The sequence below is a fragment of the Acuticoccus sp. I52.16.1 genome, assembly GCF_022865125.1.
Lineage (GTDB): Bacteria > Pseudomonadota > Alphaproteobacteria > Rhizobiales > Amorphaceae > Acuticoccus.
The window spans coordinates 2,432,001-2,456,140 of the sequence record NZ_CP094828.1 but is presented as its reverse complement, the minus strand read 5'-3'; the positions used below and the strand labels follow the sequence as shown (position 1 = coordinate 2,456,140).

14 protein-coding genes and 1 pseudogene are annotated in these 24,140 nt (G+C 61.4%); 8 read left to right on the top strand and 7 right to left on the bottom strand.

What is annotated here, in order from left to right; all coding sequences use genetic code 11:
• Positions 1-130: 130 nt before the first annotated feature.
• Both MRB58_RS11180 and MRB58_RS11175 read left to right on the top strand, forming a co-directional pair.
• Positions 131-1,212 (top strand): annotated as a pseudogene (locus MRB58_RS11180) (IS3 family transposase); the annotation flags it as partial.
• Between the two features lie 137 nt (positions 1,213-1,349).
• A protein-coding gene (locus MRB58_RS11175; protein WP_244781961.1) for an IS5 family transposase occupies positions 1,350-2,122 on the top strand; the annotation gives its coding sequence in 2 pieces (ribosomal slippage) (positions 1,350-1,665 and positions 1,665-2,122; 774 coding nt in all).
• A gap of 78 nt (positions 2,123-2,200) precedes the next feature.
• Here the strand turns inward: MRB58_RS11175 and MRB58_RS11170 are convergent.
• On the bottom strand, positions 2,201-6,571 hold the full coding sequence (locus tag MRB58_RS11170; protein ID WP_244781780.1) for an AAA family ATPase: 4,371 nt from the start codon (positions 6,569-6,571) through the stop codon (positions 2,201-2,203).
• Between the two features lie 330 nt (positions 6,572-6,901).
• Here MRB58_RS11170 and MRB58_RS11165 point away from each other — a divergent pair, with 330 nt between their 5' ends.
• Positions 6,902-8,320 carry a TRAFs-binding domain-containing protein gene (locus tag MRB58_RS11165; protein ID WP_244781779.1) on the top strand — a complete coding sequence of 473 codons (1,419 nt, stop codon included), beginning with the start codon at positions 6,902-6,904 and terminating at the stop codon, positions 8,318-8,320.
• A gap of 91 nt (positions 8,321-8,411) precedes the next feature.
• Here MRB58_RS11165 and MRB58_RS11160 read toward each other — a convergent pair whose 3' ends face one another.
• Positions 8,412-9,551: a patatin-like phospholipase family protein gene (locus tag MRB58_RS11160; RefSeq protein WP_244781778.1), complete on the bottom strand. Its 1,140-nt coding sequence runs from the start codon at positions 9,549-9,551 to the stop codon at positions 8,412-8,414.
• A gap of 91 nt (positions 9,552-9,642) precedes the next feature.
• Here MRB58_RS11160 and MRB58_RS11155 point away from each other — a divergent pair, with 91 nt between their 5' ends.
• Positions 9,643-11,583 carry a hypothetical protein gene (locus MRB58_RS11155; protein WP_244781777.1) on the top strand — a complete coding sequence of 647 codons (1,941 nt, stop codon included), beginning with the start codon at positions 9,643-9,645 and terminating at the stop codon, positions 11,581-11,583.
• 718 nt (positions 11,584-12,301) lie between these two features.
• Here MRB58_RS11155 and MRB58_RS11150 read toward each other — a convergent pair.
• From MRB58_RS11150 to MRB58_RS11140, 3 genes are all read right to left on the bottom strand, one after another.
• Positions 12,302-15,895: a toll/interleukin-1 receptor domain-containing protein gene (locus MRB58_RS11150; protein WP_244781776.1), complete on the bottom strand. Its 3,594-nt coding sequence runs from the start codon at positions 15,893-15,895 to the stop codon at positions 12,302-12,304.
• 294 nt (positions 15,896-16,189) lie between these two features.
• Positions 16,190-16,432 (bottom strand): hypothetical protein, encoded by a 243-nt coding sequence (locus MRB58_RS11145; RefSeq protein WP_244781775.1) that lies wholly within the window; start codon positions 16,430-16,432, stop codon positions 16,190-16,192.
• On the bottom strand, positions 16,432-16,644 hold the full coding sequence (locus MRB58_RS11140) for a hypothetical protein (RefSeq protein WP_244781774.1): 213 nt from the start codon (positions 16,642-16,644) through the stop codon (positions 16,432-16,434). The genes MRB58_RS11145 and MRB58_RS11140 overlap by 1 nt, the downstream gene beginning before the upstream one ends.
• Positions 16,645-17,142: 498 nt before the next feature.
• Here MRB58_RS11140 and MRB58_RS11135 point away from each other — a divergent pair, with 498 nt between their 5' ends.
• From MRB58_RS11135 to MRB58_RS11120, 4 genes are all read left to right on the top strand, one after another.
• Positions 17,143-17,943: a C1 family peptidase gene (locus MRB58_RS11135; RefSeq protein ID WP_244781773.1), complete on the top strand. Its 801-nt coding sequence runs from the start codon at positions 17,143-17,145 to the stop codon at positions 17,941-17,943.
• A gap of 12 nt (positions 17,944-17,955) precedes the next feature.
• Positions 17,956-18,249: a protease inhibitor I42 family protein gene (locus MRB58_RS11130; protein ID WP_244781772.1), complete on the top strand. Its 294-nt coding sequence runs from the start codon at positions 17,956-17,958 to the stop codon at positions 18,247-18,249.
• Between the two features lie 139 nt (positions 18,250-18,388).
• A complete protein-coding gene (locus MRB58_RS11125; protein ID WP_244781771.1) occupies positions 18,389-19,372 on the top strand; it encodes an AAA family ATPase in 984 nt (327 codons plus the stop codon).
• A 19-nt stretch (positions 19,373-19,391) separates the two neighbouring features.
• Positions 19,392-21,848, top strand: a complete 2,457-nt coding sequence (locus MRB58_RS11120; protein WP_244781770.1) for a S8 family peptidase — start codon at positions 19,392-19,394, stop codon at positions 21,846-21,848.
• 509 nt (positions 21,849-22,357) lie between these two features.
• On the opposite strand, the gene MRB58_RS11115 is transcribed toward MRB58_RS11120, so the two are convergent.
• Together MRB58_RS11115 and MRB58_RS11110 are read right to left on the bottom strand one after the other, a co-directional pair.
• On the bottom strand, positions 22,358-23,398 hold the full coding sequence (locus tag MRB58_RS11115) for an SDR family oxidoreductase (RefSeq protein WP_244781769.1): 1,041 nt from the start codon (positions 23,396-23,398) through the stop codon (positions 22,358-22,360).
• 58 nt (positions 23,399-23,456) lie between these two features.
• Positions 23,457-24,131 carry an energy-coupling factor ABC transporter permease gene (locus MRB58_RS11110; RefSeq protein ID WP_244781768.1) on the bottom strand — a complete coding sequence of 225 codons (675 nt, stop codon included), beginning with the start codon at positions 24,129-24,131 and terminating at the stop codon, positions 23,457-23,459.
• Between the last annotated feature and the right edge of the window lie 9 nt (positions 24,132-24,140).

Below are 24,140 nucleotides of genomic sequence, written 5' to 3'. Positions count from 1 at the left end.
TCTCAAATGGTCGCGCCCATGATTCAATCTCCTGTCAGTCAGGAGTTGGGGCGTGGCACGTTACTGACCTGCCCCGGTAATTTCGGACCAACAATTCCTTGAGAGGCTGCCCTCCGGCATGGAGGGAAGGATGCGCAAGTCGAGATTCACGAACGAGCAGATGGTGTCGATCGTGCGGGAGGCGGATCGCGATACGACGCCGACGGTGGCGAAGCGGCACGGTGTCAGCGAGCAGACCATCTATACTTGGCGCAAGCGTTTCGGCGCGTTCGAGGCCGACGACGTGCGGCGGCTGAAGCAGCTGGAGGCGGAGAACACGAGGCTGAAGAAATTGGTGGTCGAGCGGGACCTCGAGATCGAGGTGATGAAGGAGATCGCTGCAAAAAAATGGTGAGCGTGCCGGAGCGTCGCGCGGCCGTGGCCTATGCGGTGAGCCGGGGCCTGTCGCAGCGGCGCGCCTGCACGCTGATCGGAGTAGCACGGTCGGCGCTCACCTATCGCTCGCGGCAGGCGCAGAAGGACGCGCCGGTGCTGAGGCGCATGGTCGAGCTCTCGGCCCAGTATCCGCGCTACGGGTACCGTCGGATCGCGGTCTTCCTCGGTCGCGACGGTCACGCCATGAGCTTCGAGCGGGCGTACCGTCTGTGGCGGCGAGCCGGGCTGCTGGTGCCGCGCAAACGGCCGCGCAAGCGCATCGCCGCCGGCCGGCCGCGTCCGATGGCACCGACCGGAGCGAACCAGGTTTGGAGCTACGATTTCGTGTTCGACTGGTGCGCCAACGGCCAGAAGCTGAAGTGCCTGACGATCACCGACGAGTGGACCAGGGAGGGCCTGGCGATCGAGGTCGATGGCCGCATCCGCTCCTCGCGAGTCATCGAGGTGCTGTCGCGCCTTGTGTCCGAGCGCGGCGCGCCGCTCTACCTGCGGTCCGACAACGGGCCGGAGTTCGTCTCCCGCGCGCTGCTGGCGTGGATCGTCGATCAGGGCGCCGACACGGCGTTGATCGATCCGGGCAAACCCTGGCAAAATGGCACCGGAGAGAGCTTCAACGGCAAGTTCCGCGACGAGTGCCTGAGCCTGGAATGGTTTCGCTCGCGCGCCGAGGCCAAGATGACGATCGAAGCCTGGCGCCGGCACTACAACGAGGTGCGACCTCACTCGAGCCTCGGCTATCTGACGCCGGCCGCCTTCGCGGCGAAGACCAGCACCGAACACCCAGCGGCCACGACGGGGCGGACCGCTGCGGTATGTGGGGCCTCCACGGCCCGCCCCGTCGTCAAACCGCCCCACACGGGGCTCAACGAGGCAGACACAGGGGCAGCGTTCTCAAGCTAAGCGTGGTCCGAAGAATCCAGGCAGGTCATTACGATCTGAGCGAAGTGGAATGGTCGATCATCGAGCCGCTGTTGCCGCCGGCGCCGCCCGGAAAGCAGCGTGTGGACGACCGGCGTGTCCTCAACGGCATCTTCTGGGTGTTGCGGACCGGGTCACCGTGGCGCGACTTGCCGGCGCGCTATGGCCCATCGACGACGGTCTACAATCGCTTCAACAGATGGGCCAAGCGCGGCGTATGGCTGGCGGTGTTCGAGGCACTTGCTCAAGAAGAGCCGGCCGCGCTCCAGCTCATCGACAGCTCCATCGTGAAGGCTCACCAGCACGCAGCCGGCGGAAAAAAGGGGGCCCGGATCACGCCATTGGCCGTTCTCGTGGAGGACTGACGACCAAACTCCACGCCGTCGTCAACGAGCGGGGCCTGCCGATCCGCTTCGTAATCACGGCTGGTCAGGCCTCCGACAAGACAACAGCGCCGATCCTCCTCGACGGGCTCCCACTCGCACCGGACATCGTGGCCGACCGCGGCTACAGCGCCAAGGCGCTGATCGAATGGTGTGCGGCCAGAGGCGCCACCGCCCACATCCCGAGTCAGCGCAACGTTCGTGTTATGCGCACCGTTGCGCCACCGCTCTATCGGCTGCGCAACCTCGTCGAGCGGTACTTCAACAAGCTGAAGCACTTCCGCCGCATTGCCACCCGATTCGACAAACTCGCCCGAAACTTCATGGCCGCCGTCGCCTTGGCATCGACCCGCCTATGGCTACGACACCATGAGTCCACGACCTAGAGCCCGCCTCTCAAAAACCTTGGGGGAATGCATGTTTTCGACCCAATCAAAACGGCAACAAGACGCTGAAGAGATGTTTCAGTTTCTAAAAATCATTGGAGCGAACTGCTCGCAGTTGGCCATCACTTCAACCGAGGGCGGGGAAAGTCCTTCCAATGTTGTTGACACAGAAGCGTCCATCACGCCACCGTCGGGCCGAATGTAACCGCAAGCAACCTGCGGCGCAGCCCCAGTTATGTCGCGCCATTTCCAAATTCTTAGTAAACCAGCCGACCCAGGTCGGGCAGGGCCGTTTACAGATTTGAATTGACCAACGATAGCAAACCGCGAGCCATCTGCAGAGACCGCTACATCATCTACTGTATCTACCGTTTTCATCGATAACAATTCAGCGCCGGTCTGCAAATCCCAGATCCGAGCGGTGCCATCCGCGGAACCGGACAAAATACGTTCACCGCCTGGATGAAAAACAGCGCGTCGTACTTCCGATGTGTGCCCATTTAGGACCATTAGTTGCTCTCTTGAGTCAACACTCCATACTCGAACCGAGTTATCGCTAGACGTCGAAACCACATATTTTCCATCTGGGCTAAATGAAACGCTGAGTACCCGCTTTTCGTGCCCTTCCAGTACCGCAAGCTCAGTACCGGTAGATGAGTCCCAAATCCTCACAGTATTGTCCCCGGAAGCTGAAGCGACTTTGGTTCCATCAAAGCTAAATGCGACGCCGTAGACAAAGCTTTCGTGACCTGCGAGCTGTAGAATTTCGGCTCCGGTGCGTGAGTTTAGAAGCCGCACGAGCCTATCGTCCGAACCGATTGCAACTCTACTCCCATCCGGATCAACTGCAACTTGACGAACAATTGTTCTTTCATTCTCCCATAACACTCCCTGCGGGTCACCTGTCGAGCTCCAAACCCGTACCTGGCCGCCGCTTGCGGTGAATATTCGACGCCCGTCAGGGCTAAATACGACGCTGTGGATAAGGGGGCCGCCAATACCACCAGGGGTAACAGTGTCAATTCGCCCCATGATTTGACCATTCTCAATATCAATTATTTCCGGACTGTGGTACTTGCTCGGAACTATCAAACGTCCATCCGGGCTAAAAGTTACACTGTCGGACCAGCCCACATCACGTACCTCGGAAGCAGGATATGATCCTTGTACATTCCAAATCCGAATGGTTCGATCGAATGAACTGGATAAAATTTCGTTTCCATCAGGGGTAAATTTTACCGTCCGGACTTCTCCATCGTGACCTAGGAGTTTTCGGATTTCGCTACCTGTTCTCACATCCCAAATTCGAATAGTCCCGTCGCTAGATGCTGAAGCCAGAGCGAGACCATTTGGGCTGAAAGCAACGGAATTTACTCCATCATCATGGCCCTTCAAGATGGTACCGGTTTCGCCACTACTGGCATCCCAAATGCGAACTGTGTGGTCTCCAGAGGCTGTAGCGATCAGCGTTCCATCCGGACTGAACTCTGCTGAACGGACCTCTCCTTCATGTCCCAGGAGAATGAATTTAGGGCTTTCAGAACTGAGATCCCAGACGATTGCAGAATCGTCACCGGAGCCGGAGACAAGATGCTGACTGTCCGGGCTGAATCCTACGCTACGAACGTATTCCGAGTGTCCACGCAAAACCGCTCTAATTTCACCTGTATCGGTATTCCAAATGCGGACTGTTCGATCTTGGCCGGCAGTAGCAAGCATCGAACCCGTTGGGTTTATTTCCACCTGCCACACGCGATCTTCGTTGCCTGGAAATTCGGCAATCTTCTCTCCGGTTGAAGCAACCCAAGCAAACACTGAGCCGTCATCTGCGCCGGTATAGACGTGCCGGCCATCATACGAAAATGCGCGCGCAAGCGAGTAATCAGTATGTTCAGAAAACTTTAGAACCTCGCTTTTCGTGGCTACGCCCCACAGCGTCACATTTCCGTCAAAGTCACTAGAAAGGACCATCGATCTATCTGGGCTAAGATCATCAACTGATGACAATCCCCAAGGACCAGAAATCACATTTTGAGGAAGCGTCCCTTTTAGAGCTATCGAAATCGCTTGCAAGGCCAAAGCTTGGAACTCTTTTGTCGGCTGTTCGCTAACCGGCCAGTTGACAACGGCCAATCTAAGCGAGGATTGGGGGTCGTCCTCGGCAAGTAACTGGGCCAGCAGAGCCATTGCTCTTCGCCGAGACTCGTCCGCAAGGCCTTGCGACAATTCGGCCCGATCACGCTCTGTTTCCGCTTGAATTTGAGCCTTTTCAGCCCGCATGCTGTCTTGGTAGCTCCTGTACGCGAGTGATACCGCCGTTACGGTGAGAGCAGCCAAAACAACCGCGGCAACTTGAGTAAGGCGTTGTCGGCGACGGGCGCGACGGCCCGAGTTCTGCACATAATCACGCAGGCGAGGGGCTTGCCGGTCCAGTTCTGGGCCAAAGTCGCGGAAAGCTTCTTCGGCTTCGGCAAGACGGATTCCTGATGGTAACAACAGGTCAGGCTTTCGGCCCGCTTGCCGCCAACGAGCCTCGGCCCGGATAAGGTCGGCCCGGACACGGAGGAAGCCGGCCGCCGCCTGCACCGCAACCCTAGCCCGATCCCAGGCCGTCAGTACGCGCTCGTGGCTGAAGCGCAGAGTTGTCACTGCGCCTCCGGAATCGCCATCGCGATCGCTGCCCTGAACGATAATCCGCGCGGCGATTAGAGCTTCAGCCAATTCCCGGGTTTCGGGGTCGGGCGCCGCCTGAGCGGCCGGTACTCGGGCCAACACGAACGCACCCGACCCGGCTTCGGTCAATGATCGCACCAGTGGAGCGAGCCGGCTTTGGACGGCGTCGGGAAGCTCCTTCAGCGCTGTCTCGGCCTGGTGACCGATCGCGCCTGAGAGCCCGCCAAGCGCATGATAATCCCCATGCGTCAACGTCAAGACCGGCGAGCTTTCCGGGATGTCGCCCAGTCTGGCACCGCCATTGACCACCCGCCTGGCCGCGCTCTCGTACAGTTTTTCCAGCGCGAATTGCAGGAGCGGCAGCGCGTCAGGGTCCTTTTCCACCTCGCGAAGCAGAACTTCGTCGAGCCCCACACCTTCGCCGTTGCGTTCGAAGTCTAGTGCCGCCGCCTCGGCGGGGCCGCGGATGATCTCGGCTACAGCGTCCGGACCCGGGGGCTCAAGGCTTAGCCCCATCTGGCCGTTTACTAGCTGACCGAGTGCAGGAAGGAGAAGTGCAGCCTCACGGGCGTTGGCGCGAAGCGTCGCGACTAGCCGGATACAGCCCGAGGCGACGAACTCGGCGAGTAAGTTGGCGTATACGGTGCGCATCTCGGTCGGCACACGATTGGTGAAGAGCGCCTCCAACTGGTCGACCACCACGACGAGTCGCAAATCGGTAGGGCTGTCGCGCCGTTCCGCTTGGATGAGCGCCTTGGCTGCCCGGTCAAGCGCGCGAAGCACCGGGGACGCGTCGCCTCCGCCGGCGAAATGCCGCGCCAGCGCGACAGAATCGGGGTAGTCGCTTCGCGCCAGTTCGGGCAAGGCGTCTTTGTCGAAGAGCGCTTGGGCCAGCGCGGTAAGCGGATCTGCGGTCTCGGGAACAGTAATGGCGACACGCAAGTCGGGGTTGAGATCGCGGAGCCGCGGCAGAAGTCCTGCGCGAACCAGCGAGGACTTGCCGGTGCCGCTCGCCCCGTCGATCATTAGGAAGCCATTGCCGGCCTCGAGCCGTTCGCGCGCTCGCTCAATGTCAGCGCGACGGCCAAAGAACACATCGCGATGCTTCGGACCGAATGCATTCAGGCCGACGAATGGACAACCTCGTTCTGGATCCTCTATCCGCCAGCGCCGCTGCCGACCTAGACCGCCGGCATCGCGCAGCCAGGCGATCAGGTCAGCCTCGAAACGGGATTCAAATCGGTCGAGATCCTCAAACGTCTGGAAGGCTCCCTTGAAGCCTTCGGTTTCGTTGGCGAAGAAGTCTCGAAAAAACCCGTTCACGGCCCGCCGTTGAGCCAGGAGCTCTTCCTGAGCCATGTCGTCATCCGCCTTGGCCGATGGAGTGGGCGCAAGCTTGCGGTAGACGAGGATCTCCGGTGGTGGAGCGTCCCGCTCGTTCCGCAGGCGGATAGCCTCCAGAATCTCGAACGCAGTGCCGGAGGGATAGGGCTGTCCTTCACGGGGCGGAGGCATTCCGGGCCCAAAGCCAGGTGGGAGCGGCGTGCCGAGACGAGACCACAGAATGCCGACGACGAGGTGAAAGCGCCCGATCTCCTCAATCTGCTCCTGAAAACCGGTGTGGGCGGAGTAGTAGCGACCGCTCTCCCACCGAGTCACCTTGATCTCAAGGCCCTCGAATTGCGCCGCGACACGAGTTGCCACTCGCTCCACGGCGATCCGCTCTGCTGGAACGTCTGACGGCGAGGAAACAAAGATGCGGACATCTGAAGTCATGCCAGCTCCACCAAAGACACGTCGTCTTGCTTGCTCACTCTCTTTCCGCTCTCAGCCTCTAAGCGGATGATACTTGTTCATCTTACAATCCTCTGAAGGGCGCAGTTCCAAGCACAAAGATCAACCTCCAGTGGCGTCAACGCACGTTGTTGCGCGAGGCCGATCTTGAACTCGCGAGCGCACCTCCGGCCGCCTGTCGGCGCAGCGCTTCGACCGATAGAACTCGCCGCACGACTGGATCGTCATGGCGCTATCCGGCTTTGTCAAATAGCCTGCGAAAATTCGGACCGACGATTGGCGTGCTGAAATGCCATCAGAAGGAGTCGTTGCGTGGAGCCGCCCCTCTGCTTCATCCTCATGCCGTTTGGCCGAAAGCCGGACCCGGCGGCGAACCGTACGATCGACTTTGACGACGTCTTCGAGCGCGCCATTCGGAAGGGCATTGAGGCAGCCGGAATGTCCCCGCTACGCGGCGACCTCGAAGCTCGGGGCGGCCTGATCCACAAGCAGTTCTTCGAGCGATTGATCCTCTGCGACTTCGCCGTGGCCGACCTCACGACCAACAATGCCAACGTCTACTACGAGTTCGGTGCCCGCCACGCCATCCGGCCCCGGACCACCGTTGCGATAACGGCCCATCCCGAGCGCATGCCCTTCGACGTCGCGCCGCTACGCGCCATCCCGTACGCGCTTGATTCAGAGGGACGGCTCGACGAAAGCCAGCTACCGCGCTTCATCGAAGCACTCACCACCACTCTGAAGGCCGCGCACGAGCGCGAACGCCGTTATCGCCATGATCGGCGTCACGAGAGCGACAGCCCCCTTTTCGACCTGATCAACGGCTTCACCCCGCCAGAAATTGAGCACCTCCGGGCTGATCTCTTTCCCGACCGCATCCGCAGCGAGCAGGAGATCAGCGCTAGGATCGCCGACGTTCGCGCTGGAGTGGACTTCAAGAGCAAGGAGAGCGTCGCAGCGGCAGTTGCGTCGCTTGACGGGATACGAGAGGAGCTCGGTGCGATCGAGGAAGCGGAGGCGACGCCAGTCCTTGAACTGCTCCTCGCATATCGCGCCGTCTCCGCGTGGGATCGCATCGTGGCCGTTTACGACGCGATGCCGGAACTATTGAAGCGCCAGGCCCTGCCACGCGAGCAACTCGGCATGGCGTTGAACCGGCTCACCGAGAAGACCGGATCGCCGACGTATGCGGAGCGAGCTCTCACCGTTCTTGAGAAACTCGAGGAGGAGCGCGGCGCCAATCCGGAGACCTCCTCCCTGATCGGCCGGGTTCACAAAGCCCGGTGGAAGGCCGCCCGGGATAGCGGCGATCTCCTCGCAGCTGGGCATCTTCGGAAAGCGATCGCAGCTTACCGCCGAGGCTTCGAGGCCAATTGGTGTGACTTCTATCCTGGCGTGAATCTAGCGACTCTGCTCTTCATCAAAGGCGATGCTGACGCCAAGGCGGAGCTCGCGAAGGTCCTGCCGGTGGTGCGCTACAGCGCGGAGCACATCCGCATCGACGACTATTGGAAGCACGCGACGCTGCTCGAGATCGCCGTGCTGGCCGGCAACGCCGAGGCAGCGGAGGAGCATCTCTCCGACGCTGTGACGCGGATCAAAGAGGGGTTCCAGCCGACGACCACGGCGGACAATCTCGACATGATCCTCTCGGCGACCGCCGAGCAGGACGCGCTTCAGTTCGTCGCCCAGATTGTCCAAACCCTACGCGCTAGAAGTATGAGCGCTTAGCCCATCTCGGCGGCGAATCCCAACGCGGCCACAGGCGCCGTCAAGTTTTGTTCCTCACAATGGCAACATGGCAACTGGATCAGTCGTGTGTTCACCCCCTCGACGCGACGGATAGCAAAGGCTCGAGATGGCGTGGCTCGACGAATTTCTCGGCGGCGCGTCCGGCGATCTCGTAAGCGAGCGGGATCATCGAGGCGTTGTCGATCTGGCGAAGGCCTTCGATTTCGCGATGCGTGAGCCGCATGCCGAGCTCGTCCTCGAGCCACGGCGCCTCGAGGCGAACGTCGTACCGCGTGAATGAGAAGAGCGGATCCGGACGGGGCGCATCGGTGAGGTCGCCGATCTCGGAGTTGATCGGCCACACGGTCTCGGCGCGTCCCAGCCACTGCAGCAGCGTCAGCGTCGCCACCTCCGCGTCGGTGATCAGGCCTGCGAGCGCTTTCACCGCCAGGCCGGCCGAGGACATGCGTGCCGCCTTCGCCGGGTCGAGCGTGGCGCGATAAGCCCCCGTGCCGACCGAGAAGATCGTCAGTCGGTCGGCGCCCCAGGGCCAGCCGAAGCCGTAGGCCGGTATCGTCGCGACCATCGCGAGAAGGAGCGACGGATTGTTGTACGGCGTCACGCCGCCATCGACGAAGAGACCGGGCGGCTGGTTGGACAGGATCGGGATCGGTTCCGGCGCGAAATAGTGCGGCGCTGCGGTGGACGCGCGGATCAGCGCCTTCAGCATGTAACGCCGATTGCCGACGTAACTGCCGTCGGCGGGATCGTCCCAGTACGGAGCGCGCGGATTGTTGGTCACTACCCAGGCCGAGCCGGTGTCTATCCGCTTCATGACGATCGCGAGGTGCGTGCGGAGGTCAGGGCTCTCCAGGGTCCGGTCGCCGACGACGGCGGCAATTTCGCGGGTTAGCGGCGCCGGGTCGAACACTGACTGCAGCCCAGGCAATCGGCGCCACGAGCGCCGGAACACCTGCGGCGCGAGCTTAAGATAGAAGTCGCGGATGTCGGTGGCGCTGTACCCGAGCGTCAACGCGCCGGCGATGATCGCACCGGTCGAAGTGCCGCCGATAAGATCGAAATGATCGGCAAGCCGGCCGCCGCCCCGCTCGGCGAGCAACGCCTCGATCCGCTCGAGAAAAGCGATCGAGATCGCTCCGCGAACTCCACCGCCGTCCAGCGCGAGGATGTTGCGCCGAACTGCAGCGCTGCTCATTTTGGCGTCGTTCATCGCGAATGCGTCGAGCCCCGGTCAGTTGCGGTGGCGGTTTACCGGCGAGCGTGCCACGATTGGACGTTGCCACAGACCAGTCCAATTCCGAATGAACCAGCTTGCCACCTCTTCGTCCGAAGGCCTTGCCGCGCGTACACCGGCAACGCCGCCAAAGCCCGGAGCTGTGTTGCGTATAGGCGTGACCGGGCATCGCGTCGCGCCGAAACTCCCTGAGGCGGCTCTCGCTCGTGTCGCGGAGGTTGTCGGCAATGTGCTGGACAAGATCGAGGCCGCCGCTTGCCCGGTCGCTGCCGAGAACCAGAGCGTGTTTGCCCTGCGTCCGGATGGTGCCGCAGCTTGCGAGACCGTCGTGGTTTCATCGCTCGCTGAAGGAGCTGACCAGATCGTCGCGGAGGAAGCCGTCCGTCGCGGGTTCACGCTCGATGCGGTTCTGCCGTTTGAGGCAGATGAGTACGCGAAGGATTTTGATGGAGCTGCCGCTGAGCGGTTCGAGCGACTTCAGGCCAAAGCACGGGCCGTCTTCGCCCTCGACGGCAGACGTGAGAAGGTTCACCGCGCGTATCAAGCGGCCGGCCTGTTGATGCTCGCGAACGCGGACATCCTGATCGCGGTATGGAACGAGCGGGCGGGTGAAGAGGGCGGCACGGCAGACATCGTCAGCCGCGCTGTGGCCGAAGGGATCCCGATCGTCCTCATCAATCCAGCGGACGATGTGATCTCTCCAACGGTGGTTTGGGCTGGGCTTGAGGACATGCCGCCGGCGGCTGCACGGATCGAAGACCTAACCCATTGCGACCTGAGCGCGCTGGACGAGGTGGTCAGCGCGGTTCTTTCGCCGCCAGCAGAGGGCGAGACGGGCGGCACACCGATACGGATCGAGGAGTATCTGCGGGAGCGCGAGCGGATCGGATGGCGCATGCTCCCTTACGCGCTCTTCCGCTGGGTGTACCCGACATTCGTCTCCCTCGTGCGACTACGCCTGCCGGGTCGCGCTGCATTCCTCGCGGATCCCTTCGTCGCCAAGACTGAGCAGGACTGGACGTCGTGCCGCGCGTCTGGACCGCAGACCGTCGGGCCGCTGAAAGAGGCCATCGACACCGACCTATTGGTCGCGCATGCCTTCGCTGATCGTCTCGCTGTTCGGTACGCGTTGCGCTACCGCGGCGCGTTCGTTTCGGCATATTTGCTTGCGGCGGCCGCCTCCGCGCTTGCGCTGGTTGGCGTCTTCGGGATTTCACCTGTCACGAAGGCTTGGCTCGTCGGCATCGAGCTCGTTCTGATCATCGCCATCCTGCTCCTCGTCCGAACCGGGAAGTCGAGCAAGTGGCACGAGAAGTGGCTCGCCTATCGCCGGCTTGCCGAGCTCGTCCGGCCTATTAGGGTTCTCGCCTATCTCGGAGCATCAGGTCCGCTCGGGCGCCCCGGCATCGGCGACCGACCAGCGGGGTTCGTACTGTGGTACGCTCGCGCCGTCCGCCGGATGCTACCGTTCCCATCAGCAGTGGTCGATGCATCCTATCTCCGGAAGGTTTGCGCGGCTACGATCGACTGCGAACTCGCGGAGCAACTTGGCTACAACGAGGGAACGGCGACAACCATGCACAAGGTAGCCCACCGCTTGCACACGGTCGGCTGGGTCCTATTCATCTCGACCGGGATCGTAGGCACGTTCTATCTCGCAGTCTTTGGGTGGCATTCGCACGCGGATAGTCTGGACCTTTTCAAGGAGCATGGGCTCGCGTACTGGACAAAGTACCTGTCTACGTTTCTGATGGCGCTTCTGCCGACGGTGGGCGCTGCGCTCGCAGCGATCAACGCGCACGCCGAATTTGAGGCGATAGGGGAGCGCTCGCATGAGACCGCTGAGGCTTTGGGCCGGATCCGCGAGCGTATTGAAGGGGAGGCCGAGGCGATGGCGTCGCTCGCCCTGCTCTCTGACCGCGTCGAACGAGCGGTGGATGCGATGCAAAGTGATCTCACTGAATGGCACGCACTATCGCGGACAAGGCCGCTCGCCCTCCCCGCGTAAAACTGTCAACTCGCTGTTCGAAAGGACACCGCAATGCAGGCCATGCTTTTTTTATGGCTTTGCTTCGCATTACTTTTAGTAAACGAAGCGAACGCCGAGAATTCATTTGGAACCGACCGAATATTTAATCAATTGGAACGCTCGATACTCGACCTTGACCCTCCATTTGAGTTGGACGTCGCGTCAGGCGCACAGGGGAGAGCGAGAGACGTATTTCGCAGTGGCCAGGACGCAAATCGCGTCATAGGTCGGAGTGGTGTATGCTTCAACTGCGGAGGCGGAACCGAGTCGCTTTATTGTGAATTCGAAACAAACGCTGATTTCAATAAAATCTATGCTGCTGCCGAGTTAATCTACAGTGGGGATCTTTGTGAAAGATCGATCAGCCTCGTGTACGACAACGGAGTCATAGTGAGATCATGTGCATCGAAGGCTTTTCCGAGCAGTAGAGACGGCGTCGTTGTTTTTTCGAGCGCCCATATTGCCCGATACGCAGAAGGCGGGACTACCTACGGATCGCAACTTTGGGTTACTTCAACAATAGCCCGAATATTGGATGGCGCGTTAGTTGAAAGCAATTCTGCAGAGGCCGGTTGGGCGCAGTATGACGCCGGCTTTGAAATCAGCGGCATTGTAAACCGCGCAATTGAGGAACGAGCAAATTCAATAATGCGCCAAATTTACCCTGGTGTGGATTGTTATTGCGATTCGTGTCCCCTCAAGGAGTAGCTGAAAATTTAATTAAAGGTAAGTCGAAGCAAGTCGATTCGAATATTTTATAAACTGATTTGCGATTCTGCTGAGAGAATGTTGCTACCGCGTTACCAATAGCCGCAACTCTTTCGTTGCAACTACCGCCTTTCGGAGGAGCTCTATCTAAAACTTCACGAATAAGTAATAGATAATCAATATTCCAGTCTGCATGATAGACAACCGGCTCTGATGCGCTGAGGGCTCTTTGAATAAGGGAATCTTTAGTTTGATCATTTTCGGCAGCCGTTACAGCATCCAGTGCCAGAGAGACCAAGAACGCTGCAGTCTCCGGGAGTTGGCGCTGCTTTTCAGGTAGATCACCCCATGATTCAATTAATCTTTCGTAAGAAACTTGCTCACTTTCGGATACACTTACACTCGGGCTTAGACGACTGTAAACTGCTTGAAGGCGCAGCAGCGCGATTCGGACTTCTGCATTCTTAGGGTCGTGGCCGCGTGCTTCAGAAAGCAATCTGATTGCTCTATACAATGAATGCCATTCGGGAAGGGGAACACCTTCGCCATCGTATCCATCCAGTCGGTACAGGCTTTCAAGAGCAAATGATAAATCTAAGAGGGGCGTAATACGGCCATCAGCGCTCAGAATTTGTCTCTCTGCCAATTCAACTGCATTCACCAAGCCAGAAAGAGCTTCGTTCTGCTGGCCTTTCAGCGCAGAGGTATTTGCCAATCGTACCAACGCCCTAATTTTTACACTGATCAGCCGTTGATCAGATTGTAATGCGTTCGTCTCCAATGACGCTATTGCGCCGCTGAAAAGCGACTCAGCAACCACGAGTTCGCGGCGTGCGTAGTAGTAGTCTCCCAATCGATTTTGTATACGAGCCTGCGCTATTTCGCCGTCGAACGTGCCGCTGGCGTGTGCCAATTTGAGCCCATCCTTGAGGGTATCGACCCCCACAGAAATGCGATGATTTGCAAACAACAAATCGGCATACAGAAGAGCAACTTCGCTGCCGATGGCACATACCGACGAATCATTAAATTCGTGGCAGGATGTTACTGCGAGTTGAAGTGCATCAGAGAGGGCGGTATCAGCAGTCTCGATGTCTCCGATTTCAATGAATGCCAGGGCAAGACTTTTTCCGGAATTGAGCCGGGCCCTCACTGAAGCGGCGTTTCTGCGAGAATAATTAGCTGCCTGCTCGGCCAAAGCGGACGCGCTGCGAAGCAGGCCGATCAACTGACCTCTCGGCATTCCAATTAAATCGGAGTGGCTGTCGGCGAGATTTGAAACGACGCCCTGCACGAAGCCGAAAGTCACATCATGCGCATTTCTGGCCTCCAGCCATTTGCTCGCGGCAATACCAGCCGCCACCGTGGTAAGTACAAGCGCCCCCGCCGCAACGTAGCTCAGCCGAAGCGCCCGTTTTTTTCCACGTCGCTCAGCTGCGGCTCGTTGGTTGGCCTCTTCGGCTTTCTCATGCTCCGCTTTTGCGTGCGCGCTTTCGGCGGCTGCGCGTAACTCGGCTTCTTCCTTGAGCTGTCGCGTAATCGACAGCTCACGATCGCGCTGGGCGTTGTACGCAATTCGGCACGCGGCCAGATAATTGCGTTCCGATGAACCAAGCTTCTTGCCAATCTCTCCTCGTCGACCGCCACCGTCAGCCATGGCACCATCAGCAAGATCTGGTCGGATTAGTAGACGCTCGGCATCGTCCAGGCGTCCTGCCGAATGGATCAACCATTCGGAACGTCCTTCGTTGGCCTCCCACTCACGTGTGGCTTGGAGAACCCCTTCCAACGTAGAAAGGAGATCAGCGTCATCGTTCAGCCACCCCCTCATCGTCGACCACCGCCGAAGGAGTGCTTCGTGTGCAGGCTCGAGGGTGGCTTCATCGGCACCGGGTGTGCGATCGGATGTGATAAGCCGCGCACTTACAAGGTGGCCGATCAATGGACGCGCATTTTCCGGGATTTCCGATAGCCGAGCGACTCTCCTTCGCGGCTCTTTCGTCACTGGATCGATGCCAGCAAGCCATGGAATAAGCCCAAGACGCATGTTCTCCAGCCGCGCAACCGGATCTTTCGGCACACGCGGATCCAAATCGGCCGCTTCAAAGGCTTGAGTAACCGCGGCTTCGATGGCACCCGGAAGCCGCCCAAGCGTCTGGTAGTTCGCCAAGGAGAGCGAAGTCGTGCCACTGAGGTTCTGAAATTGGCGAAACAGGCGCTCAAGTGTGAACGCAAGGAGTGGTAGCGTGTCCCGGCCGCCGCCATTCTCCACATCGGCGAGAAGCGCTTCAGTCAGTGTAGGCTCGATTATCAGCGGCTTTCTGGTCTCAGCGGTGCGGCGGCGCGCGGGCCCCTCGATCACCGTTTCGAACGCACCTTTCGGCATCGGGCCGAGGCTGAATACGGTCTGCTTCAGACCGTCCAGTGCGGTCGCCGTTTGAAGTGCGCTGTACGCCTCGGTGCGGATAGTGAACAGCGCTAGAACCCGCAGAGGAACTCGTTCGCCACCCACGTTATGCACGGTGTCCGACTCCGTGAGCTCGCGGATCAGCGTGAGAAAGCGGGCTGCTTCGCCAGCGCCCTCAGACTGAGAGAGCTCTTCGGCCTGATCTACGGGAATGATGATTACCGGAGCGCGTATCGGTGCCTCGCCGGGCATCGGTGGAACACGGGCCCTAAACGCCAGTTCCGCGAGACGTTGCCCGAGGCTGATTGGGTCTGCGAATAGAGGCTCCACGTCGGCACGCGACGAAGCCATCCCAGCTCGTCCGAAGCTCGCCTGAAGCGAAGCAACAAAGCTACCCTTTTCGCCAGTCAGGACTGCTCGGAACGGGCGGATCGGAAGGAGCGGTCGAAAGACGCGGTCGTCGCGGGCCAGCCGTGGCAAAAGGCCGGCACGCAGGAACGACGACTTACCGGCTCCGGACGCACCCTGAACGACGAAAAGCCTGGGCGCGCCGCGGCCGGCAAGATCCCGGAGCGCGTCAATGGCGACAACAAGGGGGGCTTCCCTGCCGTAGAATATCCCAGCGTCCGCGGCTTCGAGCGGCAAAAGACCGCGATAAGGCGCTCTATCGGGGTCATCGGCCGGCGGCCAGGCGAAGAAGCGCGCATCGAGCCCGGCGCGCATGAGTCCCTGCCGCAATCGGATCAAGCCCTTCTTCGAGAACGTGACGTGGAGCTCGATGTCTGACGGCGGGACGAGGGCGCGAAATAGCTCGTGATCTTCCCCGGACTGCAGATCAGTGAATTGCCAAGTCGCCGTGAAGCGCGGGGGGATCTCCGGAATCGTCAGATCGTCGATAAGTACGCCAAAGAGACGCTTGGACAGTTTCTGCGCAAGATCGTATTCACGCCCACACCAATCGGACGCGATCCAGTTGCGACTGACGAGAAAAATGACGGCTTCACATCGGTCCGCCGCATCATGGAGAGCTCGCTCCCAGCGCTCCCCCGCCGCAATGCCTCGCTCCGGATCGAGATCGAGGAAAAGGTCGTTCCATCCGTTGCGCGTGAGCCAATCGGCAAGCGCGACGGCACCGGCATTGTCTTTGCTCGAATGGCTTATGAATATGCGAGACATGGGATGACCTTCGCGCAGGCTCAGTCGGACGGAGCGAACACGGACCCGCATTAGCCTCCGCACAGCCGAAGGATGGAAGGCCAGATGTGACGACGCAAGATTCGCTTGTTTCAGGGACGGACTGTTAGATTGCCTCGTGTCTCGGCGCAAACCCGCCCCTGCGCCCGCATCACCGCGTAGTCCTCAAGCATATCCAGGACCGGCGAGCCGTCGGGCAGCCGATCAACCTCACCCGCGGCCTGGTCGAGCAACTCTTGCCGGTACTCCGGCACCGGCACGCACGCGACGCCGTGCTCAGAACTCGCCGTCGCGCATGCGCCGAGCGAGATCATCACGCCCGCGAGGACGATCGCGCGACGCATCGAGCATCCGCTGACGCGCATCGGACACCTCCCGTTCCTGTTCGAGTTGCTCTTGGAGACGCCCGCTGCGCTCGCCCGATTGACGGATCGCGGCCAGCGCCGCAAGGAAGGCGCCGGCAGCGGCGGCGTACATCCCAAGCCGCCGCACCCACGGCAGAGCGAGGAGCCAGCTCATCACGCAGCCTCCTCGCCGAGCTGCCGAGCAGCCTTGATCCGCCGCCAAAGCGCATATCCGCCTCCGGCAACGATCAGCACGCCGATGACAATGCCGAAGATCGTCCCCGCCTGGATGTGCCGATCGGCGCGCTCGAGTTCAGTGACCAGCGCGGGTAGGCTCTCGGCGACGATCGCTCCGCCGCTAGCGACGGCGATGCTTGTGCCCTGCACGACGCCGGACTTTGCCAGCGGCTCAATATCGGGCGGCAGTGCTACATCGCTCGGCCAGCGGTAACGGGTTCGGCAACCCTCGGGGGGGACGGGCTTCCTTCCGCAACTCTGATGCTACCACCTTGGCAACAGACAGGGGGGGGGCACTCACAACCATAGATCGCGGTTCACGATCTTGAAGGCGCCAGGAGCAGCCGCTTGCCTTGACCGAAGTGGGGCGCATGCAACCCCCGGCTTCGCTTGCCAGAGCGCTAGAATCTGACCGTCGTTTCAGTCACCTAGTCACGTTAATTCTGAACCCCGTTGATGGCCAGTTGCCGGGCCCCAGCATCCTTTTCAGGGTTTGAGCACTGGCCAAAGGTCGGTCCACCTGCGGAACAATCGCCTAGGGGAGAGTCGCAACTTGTCCGTCCCTGATGCCTTGTTCCGCATCGGCGGAACGTCTGATAGGCATGCTCCGCCTGGGCCGTCGAGCTGCAACAGGGACACGAATGAGCAATGGAACTGGTGGACGTCGAGAATGCGATCTCTGCTCGTAAACTAAAATGGCTTGCCGGAGACACACCAATTTCAGCCACCGTCGCCACGCCGGGCCGGTTCGGCCTGCGCCCTTCCAACCTCGATGCGCCGGCGCTCCAGGTCGCTACCATGGTCCCGGAAGCGTTCAGGGGATCACGACCGACCAAGGTCGACTGGCGCGACGCAAGCCGCGTCACGGCAGCGCGATATCAAGATATCTGTGGGTCCTGTGTCGCCTTCGCGACCTGCGCCGCCATGGAGAGCGCGCTGGCAATCCTGGAAGACGAGGAGGCCGACCTTGATCTCGCGGAAGCCGATCTTTTCTATTGCGGCTGCGGTCCCTGCTGCGATGACGGTTGGGACTTCATTCCCGCGCTGGTGCGGGCTAGCCAGGGTGTCGGCCTCGAAGCCGACTTCCCGTATGTCGTCCACGCCAAGTGCAAGCGGATCCCGCCCGTCCTCAGGGTCGTCTCCTGGCAGACTGCGCACAGTGCCGAAGACCGCCGCTGGGCTGTGGTTCGCGGTCCGGTGATCGCGGGGATGCGCGTGTTTGACGATTTCCGCTTCTATAAAGGCGGGGTTTACGAACATGCCGCGGGAGACGAAGTCGGTCTCCATGCGGTCTGCATAGTCGGCTATGATGACGGGGCTTCCTGCTGGATCGTAAAGAACAGCTGGTCTCGGGGGTGGGGGGAGGACGGCTTTTGCCGTATCGCCTATGGCCAGTGCGGGTTGGACGAGGAACTACCGTTCATCGGAATCGAGGTCGAGCGGGTTTGACATGACACGCTGATGGAAGAGGTCTCCGAAGGCTCCAGCGTGATCGATGCCCACGTCGGCCAAGCGGTCAAGCTCGCCTTGCCGGGGGCTGGTACTACGGGGTTCCGGTGGGAAGCCGGCAACTGCGAGGGGCTGACCGTCGAACGGCTGCCGGCTCTGCCCGCCACCACCTTTGGCGGGCGCGGGCGCGACGTCTTCCTCGTGACGCCCCGGCGCAGCGGTGACATAAGATTGGAGTTGTTTCTCCGCGCGCCGTGGCGCCACGAGCCGGCTGGAGTGCGGGAAATCCGATTCAGGGTTCGCTGAGAGGCGGCGATCCAGTCGTCAGGTGGCAGCTGTTGGAAGTAGTAAAACCAGCTTGTAACATGATCCGCTTCGGCGCAAATTCGTTGAAGAGTGACGCCGTGTCACGCGGCGATCACTCGCTGTCGCGTCGAGGGAAATAGTGGCCAGCGCTGCCCAAATCATTTCGCTCGTGCGGAGCCACACCAAGGGCGATCGCAGCCGGTTCGAACAAGTTGCTCTGCAGCTCGCTGCGGACGCTGCTAAGCGTGGGCATTCCCGAGTCGCGGATGAGCTGCGCGACCTGATCGAGGAAGCCCGCGGTCAGGCGACCACGATCGAGCATACGCGCGACCCGATCCCGGTGGTGCGCCCGAAAGGCGAACTCGCCGGCCTGCTTAGTGCCAGCTTTCCCTCGATCAGGCTGTCGTCGCTGGTGCTGCCCGGTCGATTGTCGGAAGCCCTCAAGCGGGTCGTGAAGGAGCAGCGCGAGCGCGACAAGCTTGACGAATATGGGCTGAGCCCTCGCCGCAAGCTCTTGCTGAGCGGCCCCCCCGGTACGGGCAAAACAAGCACTGCCGCAGCACTGTCGGGCGAGCTGTCCTTACCCCTTTTTACGATCGAGCTCGACGGTGTCATAACCAAATACATGGGCGAAAGCGCCGCCAAGCTTCGCTTGGTGTTCGAGTCGATCGCCAACAATCGGGGCGTCTATTTTTTCGACGAGCTGGACGCTCTGGGCGCCGAGCGGTCGATACCCAACGATGTGGGTGAGGCGCGCCGTATTGCGACGGCCTTTCTAAAGTTTCTAGAGGAAGATCGCAGTACCAGCTTGATCCTGGCCGCGACCAATCATGCCAAACTGCTCGACAAGGCGTTGTTCCGTCGCTTCGATGCGATCTTCAGCTATGAGCTGCCGGACGAAACCCAGGCGCGCGCCGTCCTGGAGAATAGCCTCACCACCTTCGATCTGAGCCAGCTCGATTGGGACACGCTGATGCCCGAGGCTAAGGGCATGTCTCACTGCGATATTGCTCGCGCCGCCATCGACGCTGCCCGCGTGGCCGTGCTCGAGCATAATGGCCAGCTGGACTCAGACCTTCTAACTGCCGCCCTTAAAGACCGGCGAACCGGACACGCCATTTAAGGTCGAGATCGATTTAGGCATGGCCAAGCTTCCGCACCTTTTTGTCCGCCGCAAAGGCCGAGCGCTCCGATTCCAGGGTATCCCCCCATTCGTCCGCGAAGAGCGGGTACCCCGGACCAATCGCCGCCAGCACGTCGAGGCGCTTGTCGCTGCGGTCGACGCGGCGGCTGCTCGGAGTGCCGCGCGGGTCGCTGAGCAGGTGCTGCTCCCTGAGACGGATCGCGGCTTCTACATGAGCTTCGAGGCGCCGAGCGAAACGCCTATGCCGCTCACCTTCTTTGAATCGTCGCGCAGGGGCATCGATCTACTCTCCGTTAAGGTCGATCATGGACGTCAAACCGCGAACGTTTTCATGCGCGCGGCCAAGGTCGACCGCTTCAAGAGCGCGACGGAGGCTTATGCCGAGAGTGAGCCGGGGGTCGGGCAGCGGCCCGACAATGAGCAATTCTTCGACCGGGTCGACAGGATCCGGCCAGGGCGCTTAGAGGATCTTTGGACCGATCCGGGTAATATACCGGAGCGCGACGAACCTTTCGCTTGGGAGCTGTGGCTCCGGCCGCGTACCGAGGACTGGATCCGCGACACGGCGCCCGAAGTCGATATTCGCATAGAGAGAGGCAATCTCCAATTTCCGGAAGCGGTCGTTGTGCGTGCGCACGGCACACGCCGGCAGATAAGGCGGCTGGTCCGGCGCGTACCCGTGGTCGCCGAGCTGCGCGCGGCTTCCTCCTTCATGGCTCACCTGCTTGAACTCGCGCCAAGCCGGCAGGCGGCCACCGCCAGTGCCCTTCTACAGCGCATTGTCGCACCGGGAGGGGACGCGCCACGAGTCTGTGTGCTCGACAGTGGCGTCCGGCGTGCCCACCCCTTGCTCGCGCCGTTTATCGAGGCCGAACGGTGCCTGACCGTTAACCCGGCCTGGAACGCAAACGACCATCATGGCCATGGCACGGGCATGGCAGGTGTCGCGCTCTACGAGAACCTCGCGCCACTGCTCGCCAGCACCGATCCCGTGGTTCTGACTTACCGGCTGGAGTCGGTCACCGTCCTGCCACCGGCCGTGCCGGGGGTCGCGCAGCCGCTCCCTGGCACCTCTGTACGCGAAGCCGTCCGACTGATTGAGCGCACGGCGCGCGCCAATCGTGTGTATTCCCTTTCAATGAGCGCGCCGCGCGAGCGATCGGACGGCCGACCGTCAAGCCTGTCGACGGTCATAGACCAACTCGCCTTTGGCCGTCCGGGCAAGCAGCGTCTTTTCGTCGTTCCGGCCGGCAATATCGACGAGCAGCCTTACCAAGTTGACGACCATATCGCGCTCAACGATGCTTCGCCTATGCGATCGCCCTCACAGGCGCTAAATGCGGTTACGGTCGGGGCTTGCACGCACTTGGTGCATGGAGAGTGGCCGGCGGAGCATGTCGCTCCCGAAGGTGACTTGTCGCCGACGTCGCGGACGGGCATCGCTTGGCACCGTCCGGCACTCTGCAACAAGCCTGATATCGTCATGGAGGGTGGCAACCGAGTCGCCGACGTGGACGGTATCCAAACGCTGCACGCTCCCCATCTCAGCATCGTCACGACAGCCCGCGATTTCGGCGCCCACCGCTTCAGCTGCACTGGCGAGACGAGCGCTGCCACCGCGGCGGCAAGCGGGCTCGCGGCCTCCATCATGGCAGCCTATCCAGCCGCGACGCCCCAAACCGTTCGTGCGTTGATGGTTCACTCCGCGCGCTGGACGCCGGCAATGCGGCAGCGACTTCCCGCGCGACCGTCCCGTGGCGACTATGCGCTCCTCCTGCAGCGCTACGGTTTCGGCAAACCCGCCCGCGATCGCGCGCTCAACAGCCTCGACAACGCGATGACCATGATCATTCAAGACGACATCCAGGTTTATCGCCGCGGTTCGAGCAACAGCGTAGCCCTCGGCGAGATGAAGTGGCACGAGCTGCCTTGGCCCCGCGAGGTGTTGGAGGAACTCGGTGCGGATGAGGTCCGCTTGCGGGTGACCCTCTCCTACTTCGTCGAGCCTAATCCGTCGCGATCGACGCGGCAGCAGGCGAACCGCTATGCATCGGCGAAGCTGCGGTTCGTCGTCAAAGGAATCGATGACGAGGTGGACGATGCGATCGCCCGCGTCAACCGGCTCGCGCGCGATGGCGGTTATGAGCCTGAAGATCTCGATGAGGACGACCGTTTCGAGATCGGCCCCGCCAACGCTCGCCGCGGCTCGCTCCATCATGATGTCTGGCGAGGCCCAGCTTCCGACCTTCTACACAAAGGCGGAATCGGCGTGCTCCCGATCAAGGGCTGGTGGGGCGACCGTAAACGCGGCGATCGATGGCTACGCAAGCTGCCCTATTCCCTCGTTATTTCGATCGAGACCGTAGATGCGGAAACCGCCGCTCATATCTATCAGGAGGTCGAGTCACTCATCGCAGCAGACATCTTGACCGAGATCGAGACCCCGACCGCCTAACCAACGGACGGTGCCTCCGGCTCGGAAGGCTCTTGCAGCCAAGGTCTATCGATGAGTGTCAGCCCCGGCGCTGGTTTAGTCCGGCGGATATGGCCCTCGTCAGTGCGGATCTGACGCATCGTGTGAGGCTACTGAGTCATGAGGCGTCGTCGGCCCTCTGACTACTTGTCAGTTTAGTTCCCGTGTTCCAAGGCCAGTTGAGCGTTGCAACCTAGCTGACAAGGGTGGTCGAGAAACGCAGGCCATCCGCGCCGATCAGAGCTGTTGACCAAACGGCGTAGTCAACAGGTTGAGAGAACGGCGCGGCGTAGAGACCGGATCTCTCCCCATCTGGTGATCCCGCGGTCAACAGCTTCGGCGCAACATCGCCCGGCCCGTGGCGTCTTTGTGGCTGGCTAAAAAGCAGAGAACGCTTTCGCAAGGGCCGATGGCGGAGCGAGAGGGTCCGGGAGCGAACATTCTCCGTCCCATAAATTGTTGTTTTGATTGACTTATTTCATGCATGGCAACTAGGGCAGGATCCCGCGCCGTCTGAACTCGTCGAGCTGGGTCAGGAGACTTCGCGGCGATGATACACGCTCGGTGAAGCCGTATTCATGCAGCTTGCCGACGTCCGAGATCACGTCGGATTCGGTACGGAAGACGAAATCGCCGAAGGACCAGCCGACCAGCCGGCCCAGACAGGCTTCCGTAAGTCCTTCCCGCTTGGCAATGCCTCGCCACAGCGGGCCCTTGTCGGCCATGTGACGCGCGAGCGTCAGCGGCACTGGTGAGGCGATGTCCATCCCGTAGTGCCTCGCTACGTCCTCCCACATTCGCTCCCAGCGGAAGACGTCGCCGTTCGTGACGTTGAAGGCCTCGCCGCCCGCCTTGTCTGTGACCGCGGCCCAGGCGCTGGCTCGCGCGAGAAGTCCGGCGTCGGTGAACTGCGCGAGTTGTCGGTAGGCCGTTTCGGTGCCGGGGAAGCGGAGTGGCAGGCCGAGTTCATGAGAGATTGCGGCGAACGCGCCGATTACCATGGCGATATTCATCGGATTGCCGAACGTGGAGCCCACCACCACGTCGGGGCGCAAGGCAACGTAGTCCCAGGTGCTGCCCGCGGAGCGGCTGCGCAGCGCGTCCTCCTGGGCGATGTAGATGTTGGGCGGCATGTGCGGCGGGTCGCTCTCGCGCGCCGGCGTGCGGACCTTCGCGCCGAAGTGGATGCCGTAGATCTTGAAGCCCTGATAGATCACCACGCGCCTTAATGGGGCGCGAACCGCCTCCAGCCCGTCGATGAGGCCCGCGAGCATGGCCGCGTTTCGTTCCGCCTCGACGGCAAGATCTGGATCTGGACTCAGCGCGGCGTAGAACAGGTGGGTGGTATCCGCGGCGGCCGCCAGTGCGGCCTCCGTCGCGGCGTGATCCGACAGATCGGCCCGCACGGTCTCGATCCCGTCGACCGGCCGCCGGCCGAGGGCGCGAACGCTCCATCCGTCCGCGACGAGATGGGCGGCGACGGCGTTGCCGATGATGCCGCCGGCGCCTGCCATAAGGGCCACGTTGGTCATTGTCGTCTCTCCTCGAAGACCGGGTTGCTCGGGACCCTTCGAAGGGTCCCGCATGTCTTCACGCAGCAAGGACCCGCGGGGCGACAATTCCGCTGCGGCGTGGTTCGCCCGTCGCCTTGACCGCAAAGAGGACCGCGAGGTCCACGAGCGGTTCCAGCGCGACGACGGCGACGTACGCCGTGCCGAACGAAGCGATGCCGGTCATCGTATCGGCGGTGAAGCCGTGACCGTAGAGAGCCCAAAACGCCACCCACGCGACGACACCGCCCTGGTAGACGAGCGCGAGCGCGAGGACGTCGCGGTACTCCAGCTGCGCGTAGGGAGTGTTCGCCGGGATGATCCGATCCGCGACCGCGGCCATTGCGAACAGCGGCAACAGGAGTGTGGTCACGTTCATGCCGTACTGCGGCAGGTCGAACGGGGCGAAGACGAGGCCCTGGACGAGAAGTCCGGCGGCCAGCCCGATCGCTGCCGGCGCGCGGCCGAGGATCAGGAACAGCGTGGAGCCGAGGATGAGGTGCACCTCGGACACGCCGACCGGCCAATGTGGCAACACCTCGAAGAACGCGAACACCGCGATTGTCGCCACCACGCTGCGCGCGAGGAGCAACGCGGCGCCCTCGTGACGGATCTGGCGCAGGGTCGCCGCGGCGAGGGCGCCGCCGGCGACGGCCGCGGTGGCGCAGGACAGGATGAGCTTGGCGCCAGTCACGACGCCGGGTTCGATGTGCATGGATGCGTT

Coding starts and splice junctions, on each gene's coding strand:
- MRB58_RS11130 (WP_244781772.1), top strand. CDS start 17,956: ATGGAAGAGGTCTCCGAAGGCTCCAGCGTGATCGATGCCCACGTCGGC.
- MRB58_RS11145 (WP_244781775.1), bottom strand. CDS start 16,432: ATGAGCTGGCTCCTCGCTCTGCCGTGGGTGCGGCGGCTTGGGATGTAC.
- MRB58_RS11135 (WP_244781773.1), top strand. CDS start 17,143: ATGGAACTGGTGGACGTCGAGAATGCGATCTCTGCTCGTAAACTAAAA.
- MRB58_RS11115 (WP_244781769.1), bottom strand. CDS start 23,398: ATGACCAACGTGGCCCTTATGGCAGGCGCCGGCGGCATCATCGGCAAC.
- MRB58_RS11110 (WP_244781768.1), bottom strand. CDS start 24,131: ATGCACATCGAACCCGGCGTCGTGACTGGCGCCAAGCTCATCCTGTCC.
- MRB58_RS11170 (WP_244781780.1), bottom strand. CDS start 6,571: ATGACTTCAGATGTCCGCATCTTTGTTTCCTCGCCGTCAGACGTTCCA.
- MRB58_RS11160 (WP_244781778.1), bottom strand. CDS start 9,551: ATGAACGACGCCAAAATGAGCAGCGCTGCAGTTCGGCGCAACATCCTC.
- MRB58_RS11150 (WP_244781776.1), bottom strand. CDS start 15,895: ATGTCTCGCATATTCATAAGCCATTCGAGCAAAGACAATGCCGGTGCC.
- MRB58_RS11155 (WP_244781777.1), top strand. CDS start 9,643: ATGAACCAGCTTGCCACCTCTTCGTCCGAAGGCCTTGCCGCGCGTACA.
- MRB58_RS11120 (WP_244781770.1), top strand. CDS start 19,392: ATGGCCAAGCTTCCGCACCTTTTTGTCCGCCGCAAAGGCCGAGCGCTC.